This window comes from Corallococcus sicarius (assembly GCF_003611735.1).
Classification (GTDB): domain Bacteria; phylum Myxococcota; class Myxococcia; order Myxococcales; family Myxococcaceae; genus Corallococcus; species Corallococcus sicarius.
This window is the reverse complement of sequence record NZ_RAWG01000142.1, coordinates 1-23067: the sequence shown is the minus strand read 5'-3', so window position 1 is coordinate 23067 and position 23067 is coordinate 1. Positions and strand designations below refer to the sequence as shown.

The 23067-nt window shown below is 70.4% G+C and carries 21 protein-coding genes and 2 pseudogenes; 9 read left to right on the top strand and 14 right to left on the bottom strand.

The features are described 5' to 3' along the window. Positions 1-464: pseudogene (locus tag D7X12_RS42985) on the top strand (AHH domain-containing protein); the annotation flags it as partial. Further along, a complete protein-coding gene (locus D7X12_RS21835) occupies positions 461-811 on the top strand; it encodes a DUF2019 domain-containing protein (RefSeq protein WP_120627216.1) in 351 nt (116 codons plus the stop codon). The pseudogene D7X12_RS42985 and the gene D7X12_RS21835, both read left to right, overlap by 4 nt. Positions 812-824: 13 nt before the next feature. Here the strand turns inward: D7X12_RS21835 and D7X12_RS21830 are convergent. Further along, positions 825-977 (bottom strand): annotated as a pseudogene (locus D7X12_RS21830) (diguanylate cyclase domain-containing protein); the annotation flags it as partial. After that, complete coding sequence (locus D7X12_RS45380) at positions 922-1377, bottom strand: protein kinase domain-containing protein (RefSeq protein WP_158620095.1); 456 nt, start codon at positions 1375-1377, stop codon at positions 922-924. The gene D7X12_RS45380 and the pseudogene D7X12_RS21830, both read right to left, overlap by 56 nt. A 190-nt stretch (positions 1378-1567) precedes the next feature. Here D7X12_RS45380 and D7X12_RS21820 point away from each other — a divergent pair, with 190 nt between their 5' ends. Together D7X12_RS21820 and D7X12_RS21815 are read left to right on the top strand one after the other, a co-directional pair. Beyond that, the gene (locus D7X12_RS21820) at positions 1568-2185 is read left to right on the top strand and encodes a hypothetical protein (RefSeq protein WP_120627210.1); all 618 of its coding nucleotides are present in this window, start codon (positions 1568-1570) and stop codon (positions 2183-2185) included. Between the two features lie 64 nt (positions 2186-2249). Next, complete coding sequence (locus D7X12_RS21815; protein ID WP_120627209.1) at positions 2250-2654, top strand: DUF1622 domain-containing protein; 405 nt, start codon at positions 2250-2252, stop codon at positions 2652-2654. Positions 2655-2670: 16 nt separating this feature from the next. Here D7X12_RS21815 and D7X12_RS21810 read toward each other — a convergent pair whose 3' ends face one another. The 5 genes from D7X12_RS21810 to D7X12_RS21790 all read right to left on the bottom strand — a co-directional run bounded on the left by D7X12_RS21810 (position 2671) and on the right by D7X12_RS21790 (position 7879). Next, positions 2671-3687, bottom strand: coding sequence for a formylglycine-generating enzyme family protein (locus tag D7X12_RS21810; protein WP_120627208.1), 1017 nt, complete (start codon positions 3685-3687; stop codon positions 2671-2673). 141 nt (positions 3688-3828) lie between these two features. Beyond that, entirely contained in the window at positions 3829-4413 is a 585-nt protein-coding gene (locus tag D7X12_RS21805; protein ID WP_120627207.1) for a DUF4136 domain-containing protein, read from the bottom strand. Positions 4414-4552: 139 nt separating this feature from the next. Continuing rightward, on the bottom strand, positions 4553-5740 hold the full coding sequence (locus tag D7X12_RS21800) for a chemotaxis protein (protein WP_244224709.1): 1188 nt from the start codon (positions 5738-5740) through the stop codon (positions 4553-4555). A gap of 96 nt (positions 5741-5836) precedes the next feature. Continuing rightward, positions 5837-6250 (bottom strand): DoxX family protein, encoded by a 414-nt coding sequence (locus D7X12_RS21795; protein ID WP_120627205.1) that lies wholly within the window; start codon positions 6248-6250, stop codon positions 5837-5839. Between the two features lie 126 nt (positions 6251-6376). Beyond that, a complete protein-coding gene (locus D7X12_RS21790; RefSeq protein WP_120627204.1) occupies positions 6377-7879 on the bottom strand; it encodes a flavin-containing monooxygenase in 1503 nt (500 codons plus the stop codon). Between the two features lie 162 nt (positions 7880-8041). Between D7X12_RS21790 and D7X12_RS21785 the strand changes: the two genes are divergently transcribed. Then, on the top strand, positions 8042-9052 hold the full coding sequence (locus D7X12_RS21785) for an HAD family hydrolase (RefSeq protein ID WP_244224708.1): 1011 nt from the start codon (positions 8042-8044) through the stop codon (positions 9050-9052). Between the two features lie 9 nt (positions 9053-9061). On the opposite strand, the gene D7X12_RS21780 is transcribed toward D7X12_RS21785, so the two are convergent. Then, positions 9062-10639, bottom strand: a complete 1578-nt coding sequence (locus D7X12_RS21780) for an arylsulfatase (RefSeq protein WP_167509027.1) — start codon at positions 10637-10639, stop codon at positions 9062-9064. A gap of 71 nt (positions 10640-10710) precedes the next feature. Continuing rightward, positions 10711-11862 carry a hypothetical protein gene (locus tag D7X12_RS21775; RefSeq protein WP_120627202.1) on the bottom strand — a complete coding sequence of 384 codons (1152 nt, stop codon included), beginning with the start codon at positions 11860-11862 and terminating at the stop codon, positions 10711-10713. Positions 11863-12036: 174 nt separating this feature from the next. Here D7X12_RS21775 and D7X12_RS21770 point away from each other — a divergent pair, with 174 nt between their 5' ends. Further along, on the top strand, positions 12037-14442 hold the full coding sequence (locus D7X12_RS21770; protein ID WP_120627201.1) for an arylsulfatase: 2406 nt from the start codon (positions 12037-12039) through the stop codon (positions 14440-14442). Between the two features lie 93 nt (positions 14443-14535). Here the strand turns inward: D7X12_RS21770 and D7X12_RS21765 are convergent, their stop codons facing one another. After that, positions 14536-15795 carry a threonine/serine exporter family protein gene (locus tag D7X12_RS21765; RefSeq protein WP_244224707.1) on the bottom strand — a complete coding sequence of 420 codons (1260 nt, stop codon included), beginning with the start codon at positions 15793-15795 and terminating at the stop codon, positions 14536-14538. A 277-nt stretch (positions 15796-16072) separates the two neighbouring features. Here D7X12_RS21765 and D7X12_RS21760 point away from each other — a divergent pair, with 277 nt between their 5' ends. Both D7X12_RS21760 and D7X12_RS21755 read left to right on the top strand, forming a co-directional pair. Next, positions 16073-16939, top strand: coding sequence for a hypothetical protein (locus tag D7X12_RS21760; protein ID WP_120627199.1), 867 nt, complete (start codon positions 16073-16075; stop codon positions 16937-16939). A 44-nt stretch (positions 16940-16983) separates the two neighbouring features. Continuing rightward, positions 16984-17874, top strand: a complete 891-nt coding sequence (locus D7X12_RS21755) for a bile acid:sodium symporter (RefSeq protein ID WP_120627198.1) — start codon at positions 16984-16986, stop codon at positions 17872-17874. 30 nt (positions 17875-17904) lie between these two features. On the opposite strand, the gene D7X12_RS21750 is transcribed toward D7X12_RS21755, so the two are convergent. The 3 genes from D7X12_RS21750 to D7X12_RS21740 all read right to left on the bottom strand — a co-directional run bounded on the left by D7X12_RS21750 (position 17905) and on the right by D7X12_RS21740 (position 20242). Beyond that, a complete protein-coding gene (locus D7X12_RS21750) occupies positions 17905-18951 on the bottom strand; it encodes a hypothetical protein (RefSeq protein WP_147443764.1) in 1047 nt (348 codons plus the stop codon). A 176-nt stretch (positions 18952-19127) separates the two neighbouring features. Next, complete coding sequence (locus D7X12_RS21745) at positions 19128-19469, bottom strand: hypothetical protein (protein ID WP_147443763.1); 342 nt, start codon at positions 19467-19469, stop codon at positions 19128-19130. Continuing rightward, positions 19466-20242, bottom strand: a complete 777-nt coding sequence (locus tag D7X12_RS21740) for a DUF2092 domain-containing protein (RefSeq protein WP_158620094.1) — start codon at positions 20240-20242, stop codon at positions 19466-19468. Before D7X12_RS21740 ends, D7X12_RS21745 begins: the two co-directional genes overlap by 4 nt. 254 nt (positions 20243-20496) lie before the next feature. Between D7X12_RS21740 and D7X12_RS21735 the strand changes: the two genes are divergently transcribed. Continuing rightward, positions 20497-22272 carry a SulP family inorganic anion transporter gene (locus D7X12_RS21735; RefSeq protein WP_120627194.1) on the top strand — a complete coding sequence of 592 codons (1776 nt, stop codon included), beginning with the start codon at positions 20497-20499 and terminating at the stop codon, positions 22270-22272. A 28-nt stretch (positions 22273-22300) separates the two neighbouring features. Here the strand turns inward: D7X12_RS21735 and D7X12_RS21730 are convergent. Beyond that, positions 22301-23067, bottom strand: a 767-nt coding sequence (locus tag D7X12_RS21730; RefSeq protein ID WP_244224706.1) for a TVP38/TMEM64 family protein, incomplete at its 5' end; no start/stop codon positions are given.

Genomic DNA, 23067 nt, shown 5'->3' with positions numbered 1-23067 from the left:
GGGTGGGGTTCGCGGTGGTGGGGCAGGTTGAAACCGTGGCCATGGCCGTGGACGGCTTCACGGTCACCCTTGCACCGGGGGCCGTGGTGATGTCCTCGCGTGGCGCGAGCACGGCGGGGGCCGGGCTCGGGTCGCGAGCATTCAGGGCGTGGAAGTCCTTCAGCGGTTTCAAGAAGGCCATGGGCCCGGCGGGCAGCGGGAAACAGTGGCACCACATCGTTGAGCAGACTCCGGGCAACGCAAAGCAGTTCGGGCCAGAGGCTTTACACAATGCCGAGAACGTCATTCCCCTGGATGAGGCACTGCATCGGCGCGTGAGTGCTTTCTATTCCACCAAACAGCCTGACCTCATTGGTACTTCAAGTCTCACTGTGCGTCAGTGGCTGAGCACGCAGTCATCTCAAGCCCAGCGCGACTTCGGCCTTCTGTCCATCGAGAACATTCGAAAAGGCCTGTGGCCATGACCATGGAAGAACTTGTCAGTCAGTTCGCGGAGAATGTGGCTGCCCAGACTGATGCAATCTGGCGCGGCGATGCAAAGGCTGGAAACAAGCATGCAAGGAAATACATCTCCACATTCGACAAGCTTCGTGCGCATGGGGATGCCGGACGCCAGGCGCTGACCGTGTTGTTCGAACACCCCCGTATGGATGTTCGTGTCATGGTCGCTGCCTACCTTCTTCGCTATCGGACGCAGGACGCTACGGCTGTCCTGAAAGAGGCGGCAAAAGGGGAGGGGTTCGTGCCTTTCAAGGCGAGCCAGGCGCTGAAACGCTGGGAAGAGGGCACCTGGTCTCTCGACCCGGAGTAGACGGCCCGAGCGATCAGGCTGCCCGCGCCGGGGCGATCTGCACCTGTTTCCGGCCGCCGCGCTTGGCCGCGTAGAGCGCCTCGTCCGCCGCGCGGAGGACGTCCTCGACCTCATCCCCGTGCACGCCAAGCTCCCCGAGCCCCACGGACGTGGTGACCTTGAACTCGCCTGGCTCGCCCTGGGTGGATCAGCCCATGCCGGTGGACCTCCGACAACGCCCCGGCCAGCTCCCGGGCGATGGAGACAAGCGACGCCTCCGGCAGCCGCCCCTGGGCGAACCAGGCCGCGAGGCTCGGCCCGAGGACCAACTCAAGCAGGAGATAGGGCCGCCCCTCCACGTCACCCACCTCGAGGATGGAAGGCAGGCTCCGGTGCCGCAGACAGGCCAGGAGCGCGGCCTCCCGGCGGAAGCGCGTCCGTGAGACGCGCCCGGACCGCGCCACGTCCTCACGGAGCACCTTCAGCGCGAAGACGGCTCCTCCCCGTGAGGCCCGGTAGACGACGCTCTGCGAGCCACGCCCGAGTTCCGCCTCGAGTTGTAGATCGCCGAAAGTGCCGTATCCCATCCTCTTCGATCCTACCCCTGAATCCGGGAAGAGTCGGGTCGCCGGCCGGCGCCTCCCGCGGGGCCGGAGCACGCGCCGGCCCGAAGGGTGGGGCAGGCACACACGCGCGCACGCAAGCGCGTCCCGGTTGAACATTCCTGGCCGCGTCCACAGCCTTCCGCTGAACCCGGAGCGAACTGGAGATGCGGGCATGAAGAGCATCCAGACACTGCTGGTGGTGTGCGCGCTGTGGGGGACGGGGGCCCTGGCCCAGGGCGGGCAGGCCGACATGCGCGGCCTCACGGTCTCCGCGGGAGGCGGTGTGGAGGGCTACAGCGCCGGGCTCGCGCCGTGGATCGACCCGGGCGTGGCCTACGGCGTGACGGTGGGCCTCAAACCATCACGGCTCATCGGGCTGGAGCTTGGCTACAGCGGCGCGGTGAACTCCATCGACGGGAGCGGGGCGGAAGCGCTCGTGGGCAGTCCGGAGCTCGTCCGCAACGGTGGCCAGGCAGTGGCCACGCTCGGGCTCACCACCAGTCGCCTGCAGCCCTACATCCTGGGGGGCATCGGGCTGAGTGACTTCAACGTGCGTTTTGGCGGTGAGGCGCTGGGCTTCCGCGACGACACCGTGGGCGCCGTCCCGGTGGGCGCGGGCCTGCGCTTCTACACCGGCACCGTCTCCGCGGACCTGCGCACCCACTACAACGTCCTCTTCGACGAGCAGTTCGCTCCCGAAGCGGGGGGCGTGAATCAGGACCCCCTCGACGCCAACTTCGTGCAGGGCAACAGCTACAACGCCACGCTCAACATGGGCATCATCTTCTGAGCCGGACCGCGCCGCCCGTGGCGGGCATGCGGCGCAGGTGTCGCAGCCCCCTGGGAGGTGCACCATGGCGTTCACCGAACTCGTGCGGCTCGCGGCGAGGTACTTCGAGGCGGCGGGCGTCGGGGCGATGGTGCTGGGCTCGCTGCTCGCCGTGATGATTGCCGTCGTGCGCCACCGGGCGCTGCCCCCCCGTCAGACCTACCGCAAGCTCCGGCAGAACCTTGGCTCCGCCATCCTGCTGGGACTGGAGCTGCTCGTGGCGGCGGACATCATCCGCACCGTCGCCGAGGAGCCCAGCCTGGGCCAGGTGCTCGTGCTCGGGCTCATCGTCCTCATCCGGACCTTCCTCAGCTTCACGCTGGAGGTGGAGCTGGAAGGGCGCTGGCCCTGGCAGAGCGCGCCGACAGCGACGTCCGGGCCGCGCGCGGCGGAACCCGAGGAGCACGGGCCCACGCCTCCGACCCGCTAGCCGCGCGGGCCCGCGCTCAGTGCGGCGCGGGGCGCACGATGCAGCGGAAGCCGATGTGGCTGGCGCCGCTCTCCACGGCTTGAGGGGAGCGCGCGGCCGGGCGGTAGCGCAGGCAGTAGTTGGGCGCGCACAGGTGGCTGCCGCCCTTGAGCACCCGGCGGGGAATCTTCACCTCCGGCTGGTGCGGATCCTGGCTGCCGTCCGCACGGGCCGGCCCGCGCGGGTTGACGGGGATGCAGCACGACTTGCCCTTGTTGCCCGTGTGGCGCGACTGGAACCAATCCGTCGTCCACTCCCACACGTTGCCCGCCATCTCGTGCAGGCCGAAGTCGTTGGGCGGGAAGCTGCCCACCGGACAGGTGCCCTCGAAGCCATCCGAGCGCAGGTTCTGCCAGGGGAACTCTCCCTGCCAGGTGTTGGCCAGGTGCTGGCCCCGCGGGGTGAACTCGTCGCCCCAGCAATACTCCTGGCGATCCAATCCGCCGCGCGCGGCGCGCTCCCACTCGGCCTCCGAGGGCAGCGCCTTGCCGGCCCACGTGGCGTACGCCTCCACGTCCTCGAAGGCGACGTGCACCACGGGGTGACTGCCGCGTCCCTTGAGGTGGCTGCCAGGGCCCTCCGGGTGCCGCCAGCTGGCGCCCGGCACATAGGCCCACCACCCGGAGATGTCCCGCAGGTCGACGCGGCCGGCGGGCTTCCGGAAGACGAGCGAGCCGGGCACCAACAGCTCCGGGAGCGCACCGGGGTAGTCCGCGGGGTTGAGCGGACGCTCGGCCACGGTGACGTAGTGGGTGGCGTCCACGAAGCGGGCGAACTGCAGGTTCGTCACCGCGAAGCAGTCCATCCAGAAGCCGGAGACCGTCACCGGGTGGGCGGGGGCCTCCTCGGGGTAGTGGTGATCCGAGCCCATCCAGTACGTCCCGCCCGGAATCCACCGCATGTCCGGGGAGGGCGCCTCGCCCGGTGGAGGCTCGGCGGGAGTCAGGGGCTCCGGCTCCCGTCTCACGACCGCATCGCTGCTGAGGGTGCTCATGGCCCGGCTCCTGGGGAGAGGGGGCGGACACAGGGGCCCCGGCAGCCAAGCTGGCCCGCGCCCCGTCCCGACGGCACCGGTCCTCGCGTGCGAGAAGCTGTCGGGAGGGGACGCCTGGTTCGTTCCGTGGGGCAGCGGGCTTCACTTCTTGGGTTCGGGCGGGAACCGCTCCAGGATCTTCTCCACCGCCTCCTGGGTGCGATCCTGGCGCTTCTGCTCCGAGGGGTTCTCCGACAGCTCGGCCTGGGCCGTGCCACGCCACATGAGCTTGTTGGAGGCGGCGTCCACCACGTCGAGGATGAGCGTGCCCTCCTCGTACTCGTCGACGGTGGAGTAGGGGACGCCCGAGCCGCCCACGCCCATGCCCGGGCCCATGGGCGAGAACCACGGATCCCAGGTGTACCCGTAGGCGACGCCCGTCGTCTGCACGTCCAGCTTCTGATCGATGGCGCCGTGCCAGCCGATCTTGAAGTCCGGGTCCTGCTCCACCTTGCGGTAGCCGCGCGACGCCAGCTCGCGGTCCACCGCGTCCATCACGCGCCTTCCGACGAGGGGGTTGTAGACGCGCGGGTCCGCGCCCTCGGGCATGGGCAGCCACGCATAGCTGCGGTACGCGTCCACCTTGCTGACGGAGGCCGGATCGTAATCCGTGGTCGTCGCGATGCTGGAGCAGCCTGCCATCACCAGCAGCAGCAACACGGAGGCAAGACGGCGAGCGTGGGGCATGTCGGTTCCGGGGTAGGGCCCTGGAGGGCGCGTGGCTTGTTGCTCCAGGACGTTGGGGACACGACCTGGAGGTTCCAAGCACCACCGGCTCGACCGCCCCGCCGTCCGGTGACTCCCGGTGGCTCGGGCGGTCAGGGGCTCATGGCGCGATCTTCCGTGACGCGCGCCCCGCCCGCGTCACCACCGCCGCGATGAGCAGCCCTCCCACGAGCGTCAGCAGGGCCAGCCCGAGCAGCCACAGGAAGACGCGGTCCACCAGGCGGGTCGCCCGATCAAAGGCGTGGTCCACCCAGCCGCCCGCGAGGCCGTCCACCTGCTGGAGCGTGGCCACGCGTTCAGCGTGCAGGGCCTCCACCACCGCCGCGCGCTCCTGGCCCATGCTCGCGAGCACGGCCTGCCGCTCGCTGGAGACGAAGCCCTGGAGCGCCAGCCGCTCCCGCTCCAGCGCGTCCAGCACGGCCGCCCGTTCACGCGCCACCAGCGCGGGGGTGTTCGCGGCCAGCCCTCCGAAGCGGTCGAGGATGTCCACCGTCCGGTCCAGATCGCCCAGGGCCGTGCGCAGGGCCGGCGCGTCGAGCGCGGCGGAGAACATCTGCGTCGCGGCCAGCTCCGCCTGCCACCGGGCCTGCCGGGGCAGGCTGCCGGCATAGAGGTCCAGCCGCGCGGTGAGGTCGCGCGTGTCCTCCATCAGGGTCGCCGCCCTGCGCGTGAGGCGCTGCTGGGACTGGTCCGTGAGGCCGGCCAGCAGCGGCACGGTGGACTCGCGCGCGTAGGCGTGGCCCTCGAGCGGATGCTCGGAGGCCCACTGGTGTACGCGCTCACGCACCTGGGAGAGGTCGTCCGTGTCCGCGAGCTCCTTCCACTGCGCCTCCAGCTCGGCTTCCACCTGGCGCAGCCCGTCCCGTGCGCGGGCCAGCACCTCCGGGGAGACGCCCGCGGCTCTCTTGGGCAGCAGGTCCTGGAGCTGGGCCACCAGGGCCCAGGCGTCCACAAGCGCGGCCACCGGATCCGGCTGGAAGAGAGCGGCCTGCAGCGTGGGGACCGCGTTGGTCTTGAACTCCAACATGGCGCGGCGCACGGGAGCCGAGTCCGTGTGCGTGGCGATGTCCTCCGCCAGCACCTCCAGCATGCCAGGCAGCCGCCGGGCCAGGTCCCGCACGCGGATGCGCAGCGTGCCCACGTCGAGGTCCGACCGGCCCACGCGCTCCTGGAGCTCCGTGCGAGGCGCCGTGATGGCGCAGCCGGTGAGGAGCGCCGTCAGCACCGCGACAAGCACGCGCCGTGGGGAGCGAGGGGCAGGGGACATGGCGCGGACCGGTGCGGCCAAGGTTGGGAGGGGCCTCCCACTCGGGTATTGCCCCCGGGCCCGCCTTGCCGTGCGGTGGTGGACGCACTCGCGCCGGTGAGCCCCCGGCAGGCTGCGTCAGGCGGACGCGGTCCGGCTCTTCGTGCCTCCGCGCGCGTCATCCACACTCCAGATGCCCGAGCCGTGCGCGGAGATGTAGAGGAAGACGAAGCAGTAGAGCGCCGCGAGCTCGCCCTGGTTCACGATGGGGAGGATGTGACTCTGGGGAAACACGTGCCCCATGAAGTAGGCGACCGCCATGGTGCCGCTCGCGAGGAAGGCCGCGGGTCCGGTGAACAGGCCAATCAAGACGAGCACGCCGCAGACGAGCTCGATGCCACCGGCGCCGTAGATGATGAAGGCGGGCGCTCCGGGGGGCACTCCGCCGAACATGCCGAACAGCTTCTGCATCCCGTGGAACAGGAACATGAAGCCCGTCATGATCCGGAGCAGGGCGTAGATACGTGCCGCGTGAGGTCTCAGGAATCCCATCACATCTCCTCTTCGTGTCGTTGATGCCGGCCGAGGGCCGCGCCCCGGACATGACACGCGTTGCCCTGATTCGCCAGGGCGGGGCGGCCCGGGGTGTGAACAGCAGACACCCCGCGGCTGTGTCCTTCAGGAGGCCTCCCTCCCCGGACGGACGGGGGAGGAGAAGCGCAGGTGCGGATCCGACACCGCGTCCTTGCACAGCATCCGGGTGTCGGCCTGGTAGTCCATCGACATCAGCCAGGGGGCCTGTTCGCCCTGACGTGGCAGTGCCTCCAGCGAACGCTTCACGTACCCGGCGTCGAAGTCGAGCAGCGGCCGGGTCGGCATCGCCGGGTCGCTCAGCTCGGGGGTGCAGATGCTATGGCCGTGCGCATCCATGTGCGCGAGCAGGCGGCAGAAGTGCTCACACAGCAGGCCGACCTTCAGCGTCCAGGACGCGTTGGTGTAGCCGAGCGCGAGCGCGAAGTTCGGCACGCCGCTGAGCATCATGCCCTTGAACGCCACCCGGTCGGCCAGATGCACCGGTGCCCCGTCGACCGTCAGCGGGATGCCGCCGAGCGCCTGCACGTTCAACCCCGTCGCGGTGACGATGAGGTCGGCCTCCAGTTCCTGGCCCGACTTCAGGCGGAGACCCTTCTCGGTGAAGGTCTCGATGTGATCCGTCACCATCGAGGCCTGGCCGCTGGAGATGGCCTTGAAGAGGTCCGCGTCCGGGACGATGCACAGCCGCTGGGCCCACGGGTTGTAGGGCGGGTTGAAGTGCTCGTCGACCGGGTACCCCTTCGGGAGCTGGCGCGCGTTCGTCCAGCGGATGAGCCGCCGTGCCACGTGCGGGTAGCGCTGACAGAAGCGCCAGATGAACCGCTGCATGCCGATGTTCTTGCGCCGCATGAGCGCGTGAGCCCAGGCCTTCGGGAGCACCTTCCTGAGGACCTTCGCGAGCCACTCCTCGGCGGGGACGGGCACGATATAGGTGGGCGTGCGTTGCAGCATCGTCACGTGCGCCGCCGCTCCCGCCATCGCCGGCACCAGCGTCACCGCTGTGGCGCCACTGCCAATGACGACGACGCGCTTGTCTTTGTAGTCCAGGTCCTCGGGCCAGTGCTGGGGATGGACGACGCGGCCCTGGAAGCGCTCGACGCCCTCGAACCGGGGGGTGAAGCCCTGGTCGTAGCGGTAGTAGCCCGCCGCGCAGAACAGCCACCGGCAGGAGAGCTTCAGTCGCTCGCCGGTATCGGTGCGCTCCACGTCGACGACCCAGCGGGCGTCCTGGCTGGACCAGGCCGCGCCGTGCACCTTGTGGTGGAGCCGAACCTTGCGGTCAATCCCATACTCGGCCGCCGTCTCACGCAGGTAGGCGAGGATGGCGTCCGCGCCGGCAATCGACTTGTCGTTCGTCCACGGCTTGAACTCGTACCCGAACGTGTGGAGGTCCGAGTCGGAGCGGATGCCGGGGTAGCGGAAGAGGTCCCACGTCCCGCCGGTCGCTCCCCTGGCCTCCAGGAGGGCGTACGACTTCGACGGGTGGTCCCGCTGCAGGTAGTACGCAGCGCCAATCCCAGAGAGGCCCGCACCGACAATCAAGACATCGACGTGTTCGGGGAGGTCTGCCGCGCGGGTGAGGGACATGGTGGGCTGGGGCTCCGTGGCGCCTGGGGGACAGCAAAGATGGTGAAGGGAGGGCGCCCGTTCAAGGTGCGAAGTGCACAAAGGGTCGACGGTGCAGGCGTGCCCCCCGCGTGTTGCGCCGGGGACAGGGCGCTCCCAGCGTGTCAGGGAGAGGTGCTTCCCATGTCCATGTCCATGCCTGTCGGCCGTCAGGCCCTCTTCGTCGTGCTCTGGCTCGTGCTCGGCCTGGCCTTCCCGGCCACGGCCCGGGCGCAGGCCGCGCAGGCCGACCCCCTCCCGTCGTGGAGCGACGGCCCGGTGAAGCAGGCCATCGTCGGCTTCGTCTCCCGCGTGACGACGCAGGGCAGCCCGGACTTCCTCCCGGTGGAGGAGCGCGTCGCCGTCTTCGACAACGACGGCACGCTCTGGCAGGAGAAGCCCGCGGTCCAGGGCGCCTTCCTCGCGGAGCGCGTCCGGGCGCTGGCCGACAAGGACCCCTCGCTGCGGAAGAAGCAGCCCTACAAGGCCGTGCTGGAAGGCGACCTCGACACCTTGATGGAGGGCGGCGAGAAGGCCCTGATGGAGCTGCTCGCGGCCACCCACGCGAACATGACGCAGGAGCAGTTCCTGGCCGACGTGCGTGAGTTCCTCAAGACGGCGCGCCACCCGAAGCTCGGCGTGCCCTACACGCAGCTCGCCTACCAGCCGATGCTCGAATTGCTCCAGTACCTGCGCGACAACGGTTTCCAGACGTGGATCAGCTCGGGGGGCGGCATCGACTTCATGCGCGTCTTCTCCGAAGAGGTGTATGGCATTGCCCCGCAGCAGGTCATCGGCAGCAGCCTCGCGGAGAAATACGAGGAGCGCGGCGGCCGGCAGGTGCTGTGGCGCGAGCCGCGCGTGGACCACCTCAATGACAAGGAGGGCAAGCCGGTGGGCAATGACCTGCACATCGGCCGGTCCCCGGTGTTCGTCGCGGGCAACGTCCGCAGTGGCGGCGACATCGCCATGCTCGGCGCGTCCCAAGAGCGGCGCGGACCCTCCTTCCAACTCCTCATCCACCACGACGACGCCGCGAGGGAGTTCGCCTACGAGGAGAAGGACGGGGCCTCCCTCCGGGCCGCGAAGGAGGGAGGCTGGACCGTCGTGAGCATGCGCGACGACTGGAAGACGGTGTTCAGCGGGACGCCCTGAGCCGGGGGCTCAATGCATCGCGGGTTGCTCTTCACCCGCGGGCGCCACGGCCTCCTCCTCGGGCGGGACGTTTCGGGCCAGCTTCTTCTGGGTCTCCCGTGCCTTCTCAAGCGCCTGACCGATGCTGAAGCTCGAGGGCTTCTGGCGGGGAGGGAACTCCTCGAAGGTCTTCAGGAACTCGCCGACGATGACCTGCGCGGGGACCAGGACGAACATGTGCTGGGCGGTCCACAGGTCGTAATAGAGCGTCGCGTCCTTGTCGCCCCGCTCGAAGGGGTCGCTCCGGAGGTTGAAGAGCTTCGGGATGCGCAGCTCCGTGAACGGGTCCTGCCAGACGCCCAATCCATGGGAGCGCTGTTCCTGGAAGTGGAGCTTCCACGCATCCACCCGCAGCGCCATCAGGTCTCCGTCGTCGCTCCAGTAGAAGAAGCCACGGCGCGGGTTCTTCTCCACCTCGCCCTTGAGGAAGGGCAGCAGGTTGTAGCCGTCGATGTGGACCTTGAACGTCTTCTTCCCGGCCGTGTGACCGCGCTTGAGCTTCTCCACGATGTCGGGCTCACCGGCGGCCGCGACCAGCGTGGGCAGCATGTCGGTGTGCGAGAAGATTTCATTCGAGAGGGTCCCCGGCTCGATGACGCCCGGCCAGCGGATGACGCAGGGCACGCGCCAGCCGCCCTCCCAGTTGGTGTCCTTCTCGCCGCGGAACGGGGTGCTGCCGCCGTCGGGCCAGCTCAGCACCTCGGCGCCGTTGTCGGTTGAATACATCACGATGGTGTTCTCGGTGATCCCCAGCTCATCGAGCTTGTCGAGCAGCCTGCCCACGTGGCCGTCGTGTTCGACCATGCCGTCCGGGTAGAGGCCCAGGCCCGTCACGCCCTGCGACTCCTTGCGCAGGTGCGTGAAGACGTGCATGCGGGTCGAGTTGAACCAGCAGAAGAAGGGCTTGTCCTCGGCGGTGTTGCGCTCGATGAAGTCCGTGCACGCGGACAGGAACTCCTCATCCACCGTCTCCATCCGCTTCTTCGTCAGCGGGCCGGTGTCTTCGATTCGCTGCGTGCCGTCAGGCTGGGCCCAGCTGTGCAGGACCCCCCGGGGCCCGTAGTGTTTCCGGAAGTGGGGGTCCTTGGGGTAGTCCGGATTCTCCGGCTCCTCCTCGGCGTTGAGGTGATAGAGATTGCCGAAGAACTCGTCGAAGCCGTGCACCGTGGGCAGGTACTCGTCCCGGTCTCCCAGGTGGTTCTTGCCGAACTGGCCGGTGGCATAGCCCAGGGGCTTGAGCATTTCGGCGATGGTGGGGTCCTCGGCCTGCAGTCCGAGTTTCGCGCCTGGCAGCCCCACCTTGGTGAGGCCCGTGCGGATCGGTGACTGGCCGGTGATGAAGGCGGCGCGCCCCGCCGTGCAGCTCTGCTGCCCATACCAGTCGGTGAACCGCGCGCCCTCGGCGGCGATGCGATCGATGTTCGGCGTGCGGTAGCCCATCGCCCCCTGGTGGTAGCAGCTCGGGTTGAACCAGCCGATGTCGTCTCCCCAGATGATGAGGATGTTCGGTTGCTTCTTCGCTTCCTTCTTCGCTTCCTTCTTCGCCATGTCGCCCCCCCCTTGGGAATGCATCGGGACCTTGTCCATCGCCTGGGGGGGGACGCCAGCGAGAGGCGGCGTCAGAGCAGGCTCTTGCCTACCGCCGTGAGCACGGCGATGAAGCGCCGGTCGATGAAGAGCAGGGGCACCATCGGGGCCATGGCCGCGCAGAGGATGGCCAGCGCCGCGCGGTAGTTCACCGGCAGCCACCGCATGTCGCGCGCGGTGGCGAACGACGTGCCCAGGTCCGTGAGGGACGAGAAGTCGGGCGCGCTCAGGGGATCCACCCCGGCGGGCTCCTCGCGGTGGAACCACCTGCGCTCGAAGCGTCGCGAGTGCCAGGCGGCCACGCCCGAGAAGGCGTGGTCCCCGTGGCGCTTCGCCAGCAGGAGCGGGCGGCAGAAGGGGAGCAGTGGGACGAACAGGACGACGAGGGCGAGGAGCGCGAAGGCGAGCAGGTGGGTGGCGTACCCCAGGAGGTCGCTGCTGGGGGCCCACCGCAGGCGCTGCGCGGTGAGGGTGCAGCCCACCGCGAAGACGAGGCTGGAGAAGCTGGCCTGGCAGGTGCCGAGGAAGCCCAGGCCGCCGGCGGCATCGGGGTGGGTGGGCACGAGCGCGAGCGGCAGCCGGGAGACCCTGAAGAGGAAGACCGCCCACAGGGCGCCCCGGAGCAGCCACCGCAGCAACAGGAACCGGACGAGGGGCCGGCTCACCGCGAGGTACCACCCGCCGGCGAAGGTGAGCGGACCGTCAGGCTCCGTGTGGCTCCACCCCGGGGCCGCACTCGCGGACAGCTGCACGAAGGACAGGGCGAAGGCGGCCAGCAGCAACCCGGCCTCGAGGGAGGCCTTGCCCCGCACCTGCATCACCCCGCGCGCGATGTCCTCGAAGGCGCCCAGGTGCTTCGCATCAATCAGCTCCGAAACGACGAACTGGCGCACGGCCGCCGCGACGCTCAAGTCGATGTAGCGCTCGGTCGCGATGAGCAGCGGCAGCGACACCAGCAGTTGGACGTGCACCGCTGCATCGCGCAGGAAGGCGCGTGGCACCGCAGACCCGCCGTGGAGGAGCGACAGCAGGAGGAGCGGCAGCCAGGCCACCAGCGTCAGGGTGAGGACGCGCCCGGGCAGGGAGGAACGGCGGGGGAGGGCAAGCAGGTGCCGCCGTCCAGGGCCGACGAGCAGACCTCCCTGGACGAGCGAGAAGTCGAACAGCGAGGCGGGGATGTTCATGGCAGCTTCAAAGCTAGGCCTCGCGCGCGGGCCCTGCAGTCCTCACGCCCGCGTCTTGCCCGGGTCACGGGGAGCGTTGTGAACCTCGTGCGCGCCTGCCCCGTGGAGCACTGTGCCTGCGTCTCACGCACGCTCACCTTCCCGCCACCGGGGCTCTCCCGGGAAGGGCGGAACATGAAGAAGAACGGAAAGCAGCGGCAGGCGGGCGACGGTGGCGGGCCCTCTCCCAATGACAGCCTCCAGCGGGAGGTCCTCCCCATCCCGGACCAGCCCTACCAGGGCGTGCGTCCCTTCAGCGCCACGGACCCGAGCGCGAAGTTCCCGCCCATCACCCAGCTGCGGCCTCCGAAGGGCGCGCCCAACGTCCTCGTCATCCTGCTGGACGACGTGGGCTTCGGGGCGTCCAGCGCCTTCGGTGGCGTCGTCAACACCCCCACCGCGGAGCGCCTGGCGTCCAACGGCCTGCGCTACAACCGCTTCCACACCACGGCGCTCTGCTCACCCACGCGCGCCGCGCTCCTCACCGGGCGCAACCACCACGCGGTGGGCTTCGGCGGCATCACGGAGATCGCCACCTCCTCGCCGGGCTACAGCTGCGTGCTCCCCAACCACTGCGCGCCGGTGGCGGAGGTGCTCAAGCTCAACGGCTACAGCACCGCGCAGTTCGGCAAGTGCCACGAGGTGCCCGTCTGGGAGACGAGCCCGGTGGGGCCCTTCACCCGGTGGCCCACCGGCTCCGGCTTCGAACACTTCTTCGGCTTCGTCGGGGGGGAGACGAACCAGTACTCTCCGGCCCTCTACGAGAACACGGTGCCCATCGAACCGGACCGCACGCCGGAGCAGGGCTACCACTTCATGGAGGACATGACGGAGCGGGCCATCGCGTGGGTGCGCCAGCAGAAGGCGCTCGTGCCGGACAAACCCTTCTTCGTCTACTTCGCCCCGGGCGCCACCCACGCGCCGCACCACGTGCCCCGGGAGTGGGCGGACAAGTACAAGGGCCGCTTCGACGCCGGCTGGGACACGCTGCGGGAGGAGATCTTCGCGCGGCAGAAGAAGCTCGGCGTCATCCCCCAGGATGCCCGGCTCACCTCGCGCCCCGGGGAGATCCCCTCCTGGGAGGACATGCCGGAGAAGCTGAGGCCGGTGCTCGCGCGGCAGATGGAGGTCTACGCGGGCTTCCTCGAGTACGCGGACTTCCACGTGGGGCGCCTCATCGACTCGCTGGAGAAGATGGGGGCGCTGGAGGACACGCTCGTCTACTACATCCTCGGGGACAACGGCGCCTCCGCCGAGGGCGGCCTCAACGGCACCCTCAACGAGGCCTTCATCTTCAACGGCATCGAAGGCGTGGAGACGCCCGAGTACCTCATCCAGAACATGCACAAGCTCGGCACGCCCGAGGCCTACAACCACTACGCGGTGGGCTGGGCGCATGCCATGGACACGCCCTACCAGTGGACCAAGCAGGTGGCCTCGCACTACGGCGGCACGCGCAATGGCTGCATCGTCCACTGGCCCCACGGCATTGACGCCAAGGGCGAGGTCCGAACGCAGTTCACCCACGTCATCGACGTGGCGCCCACCCTCCTGGAGGCCGCGAACCTGCCCCAGCCGGTCAGCGTCAACGGCGTGCAGCAGACCCCGATGCAGGGCGTGAGCATGCGCTACTGCTTCGACGACGCGAAGGCGCCGGAGCGACATGAGACGCAGTACTTCGAGATGTTCGGCAACCGCGGCATCTACCACCAGGGCTGGACCGCGGTGACGAAGCACCGCACCCCCTGGGAGGGTGCACCGCACACGAGCCTCGAGAACGACGTCTGGGAGCTCTACGACACGACGAAGGACTGGACGCAGGCGCGCGACCTCGCCGCCGAGCAGCCGCAGAAGCTGCGGGAGCTGCAGCAGCTCTTCCTCATCGAGGCCGCCCGGTACTACGTGCTGCCGCTGGACGACCGCGGCGCCGAGCGCTTCAACTCGGAGATCGCGGGACGGCCGGAGCTCATCCAGGGCGACTCGCAGATCCTGTCGGGCACCATGCGGCGGCTCAGCGAGAACTCGGTCCTGAACATCAAGAACAAGTCGCACAACGTCACCGCCGAGGTGGAGGTCCCCGAAAGCGGCGCGAACGGTGTCATCGTCAGCCAGGGCGGCGCGTTCGGCGGCTGGTGCCTCTACACGCGCGGGGGCCGGCTCTCCTACTGCTACAACTTCGGCGGGCTGCAGCGCTTCTATGTCGTGGCCGAGCGTGAGCTGCTTCCGGGCACGCACCAGGTCCGCATGGCGTTCAAGTACGACGGCGGCGGCGTGGGCAAGGGCGGCGACGTGACGCTCTATGCTGACGGCAAGGCGGTCGGCCGCGGCCGGGTGGAGCGAACCCTGCCCAACGTGTTCTCCGCCGACGAGACGACCGATGTGGGCATCGACATGGGGTCGCCCGTGGCCGAGGGCTTCCACAACGGCGACAGCAGGTTCACCGGCCGGGTGAAGTGGGTGCAGCTGGACAAGGGCAAGGAGAACTTCAGCGACCTGGTCTCGCGCGAGGAGCTCCTGAGGATCGCGATGGCCCGGCAGTAGGAGCCCGGCGACACGATGGGGTCCGTCCCGTCGTGTCGCCCACCCGCCTCGGGTGCGCTTCGGCCTGTGGCTGCGGCCCGGGGAGGTGTGAGCTCAGGGGGAGACCGGCCGGCGCGAGGGCAGGCCCGGGGCGCTGACGACGGCGGAGGCGAACACCAGGCCCAGGACGAGCTGGGCCGCCACCAGGAGCACGTCGAAGAAGCGCTCGCCGGAAGCGGGCACCCCCGGCTGGAGCAGCGCCACGATGACCTGGGTGCCGAGGAAGCCGGGAGCCAGCTGGAGCAGCCCGGGCATGATGACCGTCGTCGCGGTCCTCCCGGGCCACCGCGCATACAGGAGCCCGGCGATGCCCAGCACGAAGCTGGCCAGCAGCGGGCTGCCGCGTCCTCCGAAGAGGAGCTTCGTGAGCTCCTGAGTCCCGAAGGCCAGCAGCACCGCGCCGACGATCCACGGAAGCTCGCGCCGCCGACCGCCCATGCACACCGTCAGCGCGATGCCGCCCAGCGCGACGAGCGCCAGCACCAGGGGCTCCGGCAGCGGGGTCGCCTGGGCATCGGCGGGGAGTGGGAGGAGCAGGGTCCAGAGCCGGGCCGCGGCGACGATGCCCACGCCCAACAGCAGGAAGCGCAGCAGGCCGTAGGTGAGACGTGTCATCCCCGCCTCGACGGACTCGCTCACCAGCTCCGCCGCTCCCAGGGTCACCACCATGGCGGGGATGAGCAGCGTCGCCCCTCCGAACAAGGCCCGCGTCAGATCGAACGGCGGCAGCAGGAGGGAGAAGCCGAAGGCCATCAACGTGCCGACGAACGCGGCGAGGAAGCTCTTCTGCAGGTCCATGCGCATGGACTGGAGCGTGCCGTAGTGGATGAGGCCCGCCACGACACCGATGAGGCCCGCCACGGCCAGCTCCCGCCACGCTCCGCCCACGCGGGCGGCGACGGCCGCGCTGTACACACCATAGGCAATGAACACCGACCACTCCGGGTATGCCGGGCGCTGCTGGACGACGCGCTCCAGCTCGGCACGCGCCTCGGGGAGGCGCAGCTGCCCCGCCGCCACCGCGCGGGCGACCAGGAGCACCCCGGACGACCGGCGCAGGTTCCAGTGGGGATTGAAGGGCACCCGTTCAATGTCCACCCGCCGCCGCGCCCCCGAGGTGACCTCCGTCGCCACGAAGCTCTGGAGCGTGAAGAGCTCCAGGCGCAGCCCCAGGCCCTGCGCGGCGCCCTTCATCAGCGACTCCACGACGTTGGCGGGCACGTAGGCCAGGTGGAGCGCCCGCACGAGGTCGAGCAGGAAGTCCACCGCCCGGTCCTCCTCGGCCAGGGGCATGGGTTCGGGTGTGTCGTGCACGAGGGCCTCCCGGGGCGGAGGCGCGCTCCGCTGATGCCTTGAAGCTCTGCGCGGACGCCGGGGCTGTCATCCTTCGCGGGCGCAAGGCGCGCGAGCCCCTGGACGCCAGGCCGTGATTCCTCCGGTGTCGTTGGCGCCGCACCTGGGAGCCGCCAGTCAACGCGTCGGTTCCGCGCAAGGGGGCCGCTTGTCCCGGGCGTGTGTCGGCCTCACTTCAAACGGGTGGAGTCCGCCCATGAGAGGTTTCGCCAGGAGCGCTGAAGGGACGGGTGCGTGGATGGCCAGCGAGAAACATGGGAGGCCCGTCGAAGCGCTTCGCAACCTGACCCTGTCGTTGCAACGCCTGCTGGCGAGCGGGGTCGCGAGCGGCGCGGTGCACGGCGCGGCGGACGGGTTGCGCGAGGAATTGCCCGAACTGGACGGGCAGTGGCGCACCATCGCCCACGACGTGCTCACGGTGCTGGCGCGGCTGGCGCATGAGGCGGCCGAGCGCGAGGGCGCGGCGCCCGGGGCCGCGGCCCACACGCTGGCCGCCGCGGCCATGGAAGGCGCGCTGGAGGTGCTGGAGCGGGAGTGGCAGGAAGGCGGCCTGCCGGTCCATGACTTCATGGTGCGCCTCAACCTCCTCTTCGACCACGCGGTGGAGTACGCCCGCTCCCGCACCGATGAGATCCACACGCCGGGACAGCGGGCGCGGATCATCGTCGGGAGCATGGTGACGGAGGCCTCGGAGCGGCTGCACGAGGCGGTGCCCGCGCTCGTGGAGGACGCGCGCGTGCTGGCCCCGCTGGGGGAGGAGGTGGCCTCGAAGGTGGGACGCGGGCTCGTCGAGGGCTTCGCGTCGAAGCTCCAGGAGGACTCCGACGCGCTCGTGAGCCTGCTGGAGCGCGCCGGCCAGGGCCTGGCGCGGGGACTCGCGGCGGGCGTCCACGACGAACTGACGTCCAGCATCGCGACCTCGGGCCAGGCGCTGGGCGCCTCCGTGGAGAAGCTCGCGGAGCGCACCGCCGCCGCGACCCTGCGTGGCGCGCTGGAGGCGCTCGCGACGGGCCTGCGCCGTCCGTTGATGGCTGTCGCGAGCGTGGGCAGCGCGCTCGCGGTCCTCTCCGTGCTGGCGGTGCGCTGGCGCAGGAGCCCCGTGTAGCCGGTGGGCGAAGCGGCCCGGACCCTTGGAAAGGGGAGTGCGCCATGCTGAAGACCGTCATCACCTTCGTGCTGTCCAACGCCATCGTCCTGTTCATGTTCTCCGCGGGGCTGGCGGCACGCCGCGGAGGGGTCCGACAGATATTCCAGCGTCCGGCGCTCTACGGGCGGGCGCTGGCCGTGGTGCTCGTGGGGGTGCCGCTCCTGGCGTTCGCGCTGGTGCGGCTGTTCCGGCTGCCCTCGGTGGTGGCGGCCGCCATCGTCTTGACGGCCATCAGCCCCGGAGCGCCCCTGCTGGTGAAGCAGGCGAAGTCCCTGCGCGCGAGCGTCACCACGGCGGTCAACCTGTTGCTGCTGCTGGCCCTGTGCACCCTCATCACCGTGCCCCTCTGGGTGTCGGTGATGGACCGCGTGATGGGGCTCGAGCTCCAGGCCAGCCCCGGCCTGGTGTTGCGCACCCTGCTCGCGAAGGTCGTCCCTCCGCTGGTGGTGGGAATGGCCGTCCAACGCCTCTCTCCACGCTGGGCGGAGGTGCTGGCCGTGTGGACCAGCCGCCTGTTCAACGTGCTCCTGCTGGTGGTCCTGGTGCTCCTCCTCGTCAAGGCGCCGCCCCGGCTGGGGGAGCTGGGGGGCGCCTCGGTGCTGGCCCTGCTCGTGCTCGTGTCCGCCTCGGCCTTCCTGGGACACTGGGCGGGCGGGCCAAGGCTGGAGGACCGCAAGGCCGTGGCGCTGACCGCGGGCCTCGCCCCTCCGGCCCTCACCCTGACCATCATCATCCACAGCTACCCGGGCCTCCAGGCGTTGAAGGTGGCGGCGGGGGTGGCCGCTATCGTCATCGTCCGGCTGATCGCGTTGATTCCCTACAAGGTCTGGGCGAAGCGGCAGGACCGGAAGGAGAACGCGGAGCGGTTGCCCCCGGGCAGCGTGCCCTCCTGAGCCCGTGCTGCGCGCGTGCGGAGTCGGGGCTCACCAGATGTAGCGCAGGATGAGCTGCCCGTAGCTGAGCGTGGGCTTGCCGGACTCGCGCTCCTCGCCTTGCTCTCCGAGGCCGAGGCGGCGCGCGGCGTTCAGGGTGGTTGCCGCGCCCAGGCCGAGCTGCAGGTGGGGCCGCCCGGTGTAATAGAGGCCGAGCGCGACCGTGCTGGCGCCCAGGGTCCTGACGGGACGGCCTACCTCGGTCTCCTCGCCGGTGGTGAACAGGTACTCGCCCAGGAGGGCCAGGGGGACGCCGTGGGGCGCGAAGTCCGCGGCGAGCGCGACCGCGAAGTTGACGCGCGCCGCGCGCGACTCCTGGGTGACGCGGCCGCCATCCGCCGAGATGAAGGGCTCCCGCTCGCGCCAGGCGTACTCGCCGTACGCGGAGGCCTGCAGCGAGAACGTCCGGCTGAAGGCCTGGGCCAGGAACGCACCGCCATTCACGGAGGTCTCTCTCGTGGGCACGCGGATGAACTGGTCGAGGTTGCCCTCCAGCACGTCCTCGAAGGTCAGCTCCGGGTCGTTCAGGATGCCATTGACGAACGAGCGGACGGTGATGTCGCTGCCGTGCTCGAGGCCGACGTTGGCGCGAAGGGAGAGCTGCGTTCCGCTGGGCTCGTTGCGCCACACCCGCACGACGGCCCCCGCCTGGCCGAGCAGCTCCACCGACGCGCCCCGCAGCAGCAGCGAGGGGGTATCCGCCCCGGTGATGACGGTGGCTCGCGCGAAGCCCGCCACGCCCAGCCAGTCCGTGAAGGCGATGCCCAGGTCCAGCGTCTGCTGGACGCCCGTGAGCAGCACATCCCGGGTGCCCAGCCTGCCGACAGGAACGTCCGGCACGTCGTAGCGCGCGATGCCTTCGCGAAGGCCCGCGTTCGTGGTCACCAGGGCGCTCTGCTGGAGGATGGGGAGCAGGAAGGTGTGGCCGCCCAGTTCGCGGGCATTGTCGGTGTGGCATGCCGGGGCTTGCGCGGCGGAAGCACTTTCGGCGGGTGCCACACCCAGGAGCAGGAGCAGCCCCAACGTGGTCGGTATCATGGGCGTCCAACGTGGGGGGGGCGCGCCTGTGCGTCTACCGACCCCCCGGCGGTGCCCTCCGTCGCGGTCCGCGCGCTGCCCCACCCTGGGGGGCCGAACGCCGGAGCTCGCCCACCCCAGGAGACGTGGGCGCTTTCGGCGATGAAGCAGGGCCTCACCGCCGAAAGCGCCAGGGGCTACTCAACGGCGTACACGAGGCTCTCTCCCTGGTAGTAGGGGCGGTAGCGGACGGAGCCGCACTGCTGGTAGGTGATGCCGCCCACCGGCGCGGCCATGCAGCCCGCGGGGAGCGCCGTGACGGTGGCCGCGCCCACGGGCACCGCCACCACGGCCGCGCTCGTGGCGCCGCCGCCGTACACGGCGTCATGCCGGTAGGACGTGCGCCGCGAGGTGCGCCGCGCCACCCGGCGCGACGTGCCGTACTGGGCCAGGGCCTCCGGGAGCAGTCCTCCCATGACGAAGAGCCCCAGCAACATCCCCGCCGCCCGCTGGCGGCACCTGCGCGCCTGCATCATCATTTCGCACCTCCCTCGGGCTTGCCGCCTTGCGGGTTCGGCTCGGCGAACGACACGCGCATCGCATCGCTCGGGGGCGTGAACTGGAACTGCTGCGGGGTGAACTGGGGCGACAGGTTCCAGTCGGACAGGCTCACCGAGTACTGCGGCGAACCCGGCATGTCCCGGGAGGTGATGACGTACCTGCGCGGCAGGGGCCGAGGGCCGTCCTCGACCCAGAGCTCCCAGTCCACGCCCTCGCGGTTGCGGAACGCCAGGTGGTGCACGGGCGTGCCGTCCACCACGGCGCGGCCCAGGTAGCTGCCGGAGCGCACGTCCTCGGTGAGGGCGGTGTAGGGGTCGCTGACGAGCAGGTCCGCCGCGGGCGCATCCAGTCCGAGCCGCAGCGAGGCCATGTCCAGGGTGGCATCCAGGGTGGAGGGCGCCGGGGTCGTCGCATAGGCGTTGGCGCGCTCGCCCTGGAGGGTGAACCGCTGGCCGTCATAGAAGAGGTGGAGGCGGGCCAGGTCTCCGCTGCGGTCCACGCGGAGCCGGTTGGGCCGCTGCACGCTCACGTCGCCCTCGCGCTGCCGCTGGATCTTCTGCCCCGACTCGAGCACTTCATCGAGCGTCCCCTCGGTGCGGACGGAGAACTCGCGCTGCGCGGCCAGGAAGTCGCTCATCTGGCGCAGGATGCGCTGGGCCTGGGGGTCCATTTTTTCGGCGGGCTCGGCGGGCGCTTTCGCCTGCTGCGCGCCTCCCATCAGGGGTGTCACCCCCAGGAGCAGGGCGAGCACGGGGCCCCACCAACTCCTGCTCCACCTCCCTCCAGTACGTGTGTCTGTCATGAGCACCTCCTGTGTCGCGGGGAAGACCTCTCCAGGATCTGGGGCCGCGGTCACCGGGCTCCAAGGCTCACCGGTTCGACCGCCACGCCGGCTGGTGGCTCCCGAGGGGCAGGCGCGTGCCTCTTGTTTGCCGACACGCGTGGCAAGGTCCAGCTTTGCCGTGCGGTGGCGGAGCGTGCGCCGTTGAATCCAGGGAGGCATGCATGCACCCCAGGCTCCGGAGTCCGTCGTCCGCGAGGAGATGGCGGGCGGTGGCGCGCGTCGTCCCCGGGCTGGGGCTTGCGCGGGGCGCTTCGCGCCAGGGGTTCGTGGCGGATCTTCTCTCCGCGCTCACCGTGGGCGCGATGCTCATCCCCCAGGGGCTCGCGTATGCGCAGATCGTCGGGGTGCGCCCGGCGGCGGGCCTCTACGCGGGCATCGCGGGCATGTTGGCGTACGCGCTGTTCGGGCCCTCGCGGCACCTCATCCTCGGGCCCGAGGCGGGGGCCGCCATCCTCACCGCGTCCGCCCTGGCCCCGCTGGCCGCGGGAGTGGACCCCGCGCGCTACGCCTCGCTGGCGGCGCTGCTCGCGCTGATGGTGGGCGTCCTGAGCCTCCTCGGAGGGCTCTTCAAGGCGGGCGCGCTCGCGGACTTCCTGTCCCGGCCCATCCTCGTCGGCTACGTCAACGGCGCGGCGCTGATCATCATCGGCAGCCAGCTGGCGAAGCTCTTCGGGCTGGAGCGCAAGGCGGGCGACTTCGCCGGTCAGGTGTATGAAGTGGGCGCGAACGTCCAGCGGGCCCACGTGCCGACGGTGCTGCTCGGCGTGGGCATCATCGGGGTGTTGGTGCTGCTGCGGGGCTTGCTGCCCCGGGCGCCCGGCCCGCTCATCCTGGTGGTGTTGACCACGGTGGCGGGCGAGCTGCTCCAGTGGGCGCAGGGTGGCATCCAGGTCGTGGGCGCGCTCTCCCCGGCGCCTCCGGCCTTCGGAGTTCCCTCCGTCCGGTTCGGGGACGTGCGGGCGCTGCTGCCGGCCGCCTTCAGCCTGGCGCTCGTCAACTACGCCAGCTCCGTGCTCACCGGGCGCATCTACGCGGACCGGTTCCGCTACCGGCTGGATACGAACCAGGAGTTCCTGGGGCAGGCGGCCGCCAACCTCGCCACGGGCCTCACGCAAGGCTTCCCCGTCACGGGCAGTGACTCACGCACGGCGGTCAACGCCGCCATGGGGGGCCGCACGCAGTGGGTCGGGGTGATGGCGTCGGTGGTGGTGCTCGTCTTCGCGCTGTTCTTCACGCCGCTGCTGCGCAACCTGCCCCTGGTGACGCTGGCGTCCATCGTCATCGTGGCGGCCGTGTACCTGATGGATGTCGGGTCCATCGTCGCGCTGTGGCGCGTGCGGCCCGTGGAGGCGGTGCTGGCGGTGGCGACGATGCTGGGCGTCGTGGTGCTGGGCATCCTCCAGGGCATCCTCATCGCGGTGGTGCTGGCGCTGGGGGACCTCATCCGCCGGGCCGCCCGGCCGCACGACGCGGTGCTCGGCGAGCGACCCGGAGGGGCGGGCTTCCACGACATCGAACGGTACGAGGACGCGGAGACCATTCCGGGACTCGTCATCTACCGCTTCGACGCGCCGCTCTTCTTCGCCAACGCCCGCCACCTGCGCGAGCAGGCCCGGGCGCTGGTGGCGGATGCGCGCACGCCGGTGCGGTGGTTCGTGCTGGATGCGTCCGCCGCGTTCGACCTCGACGTCACCGCGGCCGAGGGGCTGGAGAAGCTGCGGCGGGAGTTCGAGGAGGAGGGCGTGGTGCTGGGCATCGCCGAGGCCCGTGCGCCCCTGCGGCGGATGCTGCGGCGCACGGGGCTGGCGCAGCGGATGGGCAAGGAGAACCTCCACCCGACCGTGGAGCAGGCGGTGCGCAGCTTCCTCTCGCTTCGGGCCGAGGGTGCTGCCCACCGGCCCGAAGGGGTTCCGCCCGCGCCGCATGCCATGCATTGAATCCGCACAGCTCCGTGACGGCGGTCCCCTATGTGCCCAGGCGTTCGCGCAGCACGTGGAAGGCCCACGCGCCGAACAGGAGGCCCGCGGCCCCGAGGGCGAGCAGCACGACGGTGCGCCGTTCGAGGAAGCTGGCGCCCAGGTAGACGGTGCCCACCGCGTAGGGAAGCTCCGCGAGCGCGAGCACGAGCAGGTAGCGGCGCAGCCCGTAGCGCGCCAGGCCGAGCACGTAACCGGGGAGCTCCGAGGGAACCGCGAGCTGGAACAGGAGCACCAGTCCAAAGGGGGTGCGTCGGGAGAGGCGCTCCTCGTAGCGGTGGAGCAGGTCGCTGGAGGCGAGGCGGCGGACCACCGGCCGGCCGAAGTGCCGGGCAATGCCATACGCGCACGCGCCACCGAGCATCCACCCCACCCAGAGCAGGAGCACGCAAACCGCCTTCCCCCAGGCTTCGAGGGCCACTGGCAGCAGCAGCGCGCTGGAGAAGAAGGCCACCATGGCGGACAGCGCGGACAGGAGGATGAAGAGCACCGCGCCCCAGAAGGGGTGCTCGGCGATGACGGGCGCGGTGGCGTCCAGGGTCCGGCGCAGGACGGACTGGAAGGCCTCTGAGCGGGCCAGGAGGGCCAGGCCGACGAGCAGCAGCGCCAGCAGGAGGGCACGCCCCCATGCGGCCAGCGGCACTCGCGTCGGATTCATGGGCCGTGTGTTCGGGGACATCGCCTGTCCGGAAGGCTTCCCCTTGAAGCTGCGGCCTGCCCACGTCTCGGGCATCCCTTCCTCGCCCTGCGGGAGAG

Bases quoted from the DNA above. Each gene is read 5' to 3' on its own strand.
- D7X12_RS21770 (WP_120627201.1), top strand. From the start codon at position 12,037: ATGAAGAAGAACGGAAAGCAGCGGCAGGCGGGCGACGGTGGCGGGCCC.
- D7X12_RS21835 (WP_120627216.1), top strand. From the start codon at position 461: ATGACCATGGAAGAACTTGTCAGTCAGTTCGCGGAGAATGTGGCTGCC.
- D7X12_RS21735 (WP_120627194.1), top strand. From the start codon at position 20,497: ATGCACCCCAGGCTCCGGAGTCCGTCGTCCGCGAGGAGATGGCGGGCG.
- D7X12_RS21760 (WP_120627199.1), top strand. From the start codon at position 16,073: ATGGCCAGCGAGAAACATGGGAGGCCCGTCGAAGCGCTTCGCAACCTG.
- D7X12_RS21805 (WP_120627207.1), bottom strand. From the start codon at position 4,413: ATGCCCCACGCTCGCCGTCTTGCCTCCGTGTTGCTGCTGCTGGTGATG.
- D7X12_RS21810 (WP_120627208.1), bottom strand. From the start codon at position 3,687: ATGAGCACCCTCAGCAGCGATGCGGTCGTGAGACGGGAGCCGGAGCCC.
- D7X12_RS21750 (WP_147443764.1), bottom strand. From the start codon at position 18,951: ATGATACCGACCACGTTGGGGCTGCTCCTGCTCCTGGGTGTGGCACCC.
- D7X12_RS21755 (WP_120627198.1), top strand. From the start codon at position 16,984: ATGCTGAAGACCGTCATCACCTTCGTGCTGTCCAACGCCATCGTCCTG.
- D7X12_RS21780 (WP_167509027.1), bottom strand. From the start codon at position 10,639: ATGGCGAAGAAGGAAGCGAAGAAGGAAGCGAAGAAGCAACCGAACATC.
- D7X12_RS21795 (WP_120627205.1), bottom strand. From the start codon at position 6,250: ATGGGATTCCTGAGACCTCACGCGGCACGTATCTACGCCCTGCTCCGG.
- D7X12_RS21775 (WP_120627202.1), bottom strand. From the start codon at position 11,862: ATGAACATCCCCGCCTCGCTGTTCGACTTCTCGCTCGTCCAGGGAGGT.
- D7X12_RS21820 (WP_120627210.1), top strand. From the start codon at position 1,568: ATGAAGAGCATCCAGACACTGCTGGTGGTGTGCGCGCTGTGGGGGACG.
- D7X12_RS45380 (WP_158620095.1), bottom strand. From the start codon at position 1,377: ATGGGATACGGCACTTTCGGCGATCTACAACTCGAGGCGGAACTCGGG.
- D7X12_RS21815 (WP_120627209.1), top strand. From the start codon at position 2,250: ATGGCGTTCACCGAACTCGTGCGGCTCGCGGCGAGGTACTTCGAGGCG.
- D7X12_RS21785 (WP_244224708.1), top strand. From the start codon at position 8,042: ATGTCCATGTCCATGCCTGTCGGCCGTCAGGCCCTCTTCGTCGTGCTC.
- D7X12_RS21745 (WP_147443763.1), bottom strand. From the start codon at position 19,469: ATGATGATGCAGGCGCGCAGGTGCCGCCAGCGGGCGGCGGGGATGTTG.
- D7X12_RS21790 (WP_120627204.1), bottom strand. From the start codon at position 7,879: ATGTCCCTCACCCGCGCGGCAGACCTCCCCGAACACGTCGATGTCTTG.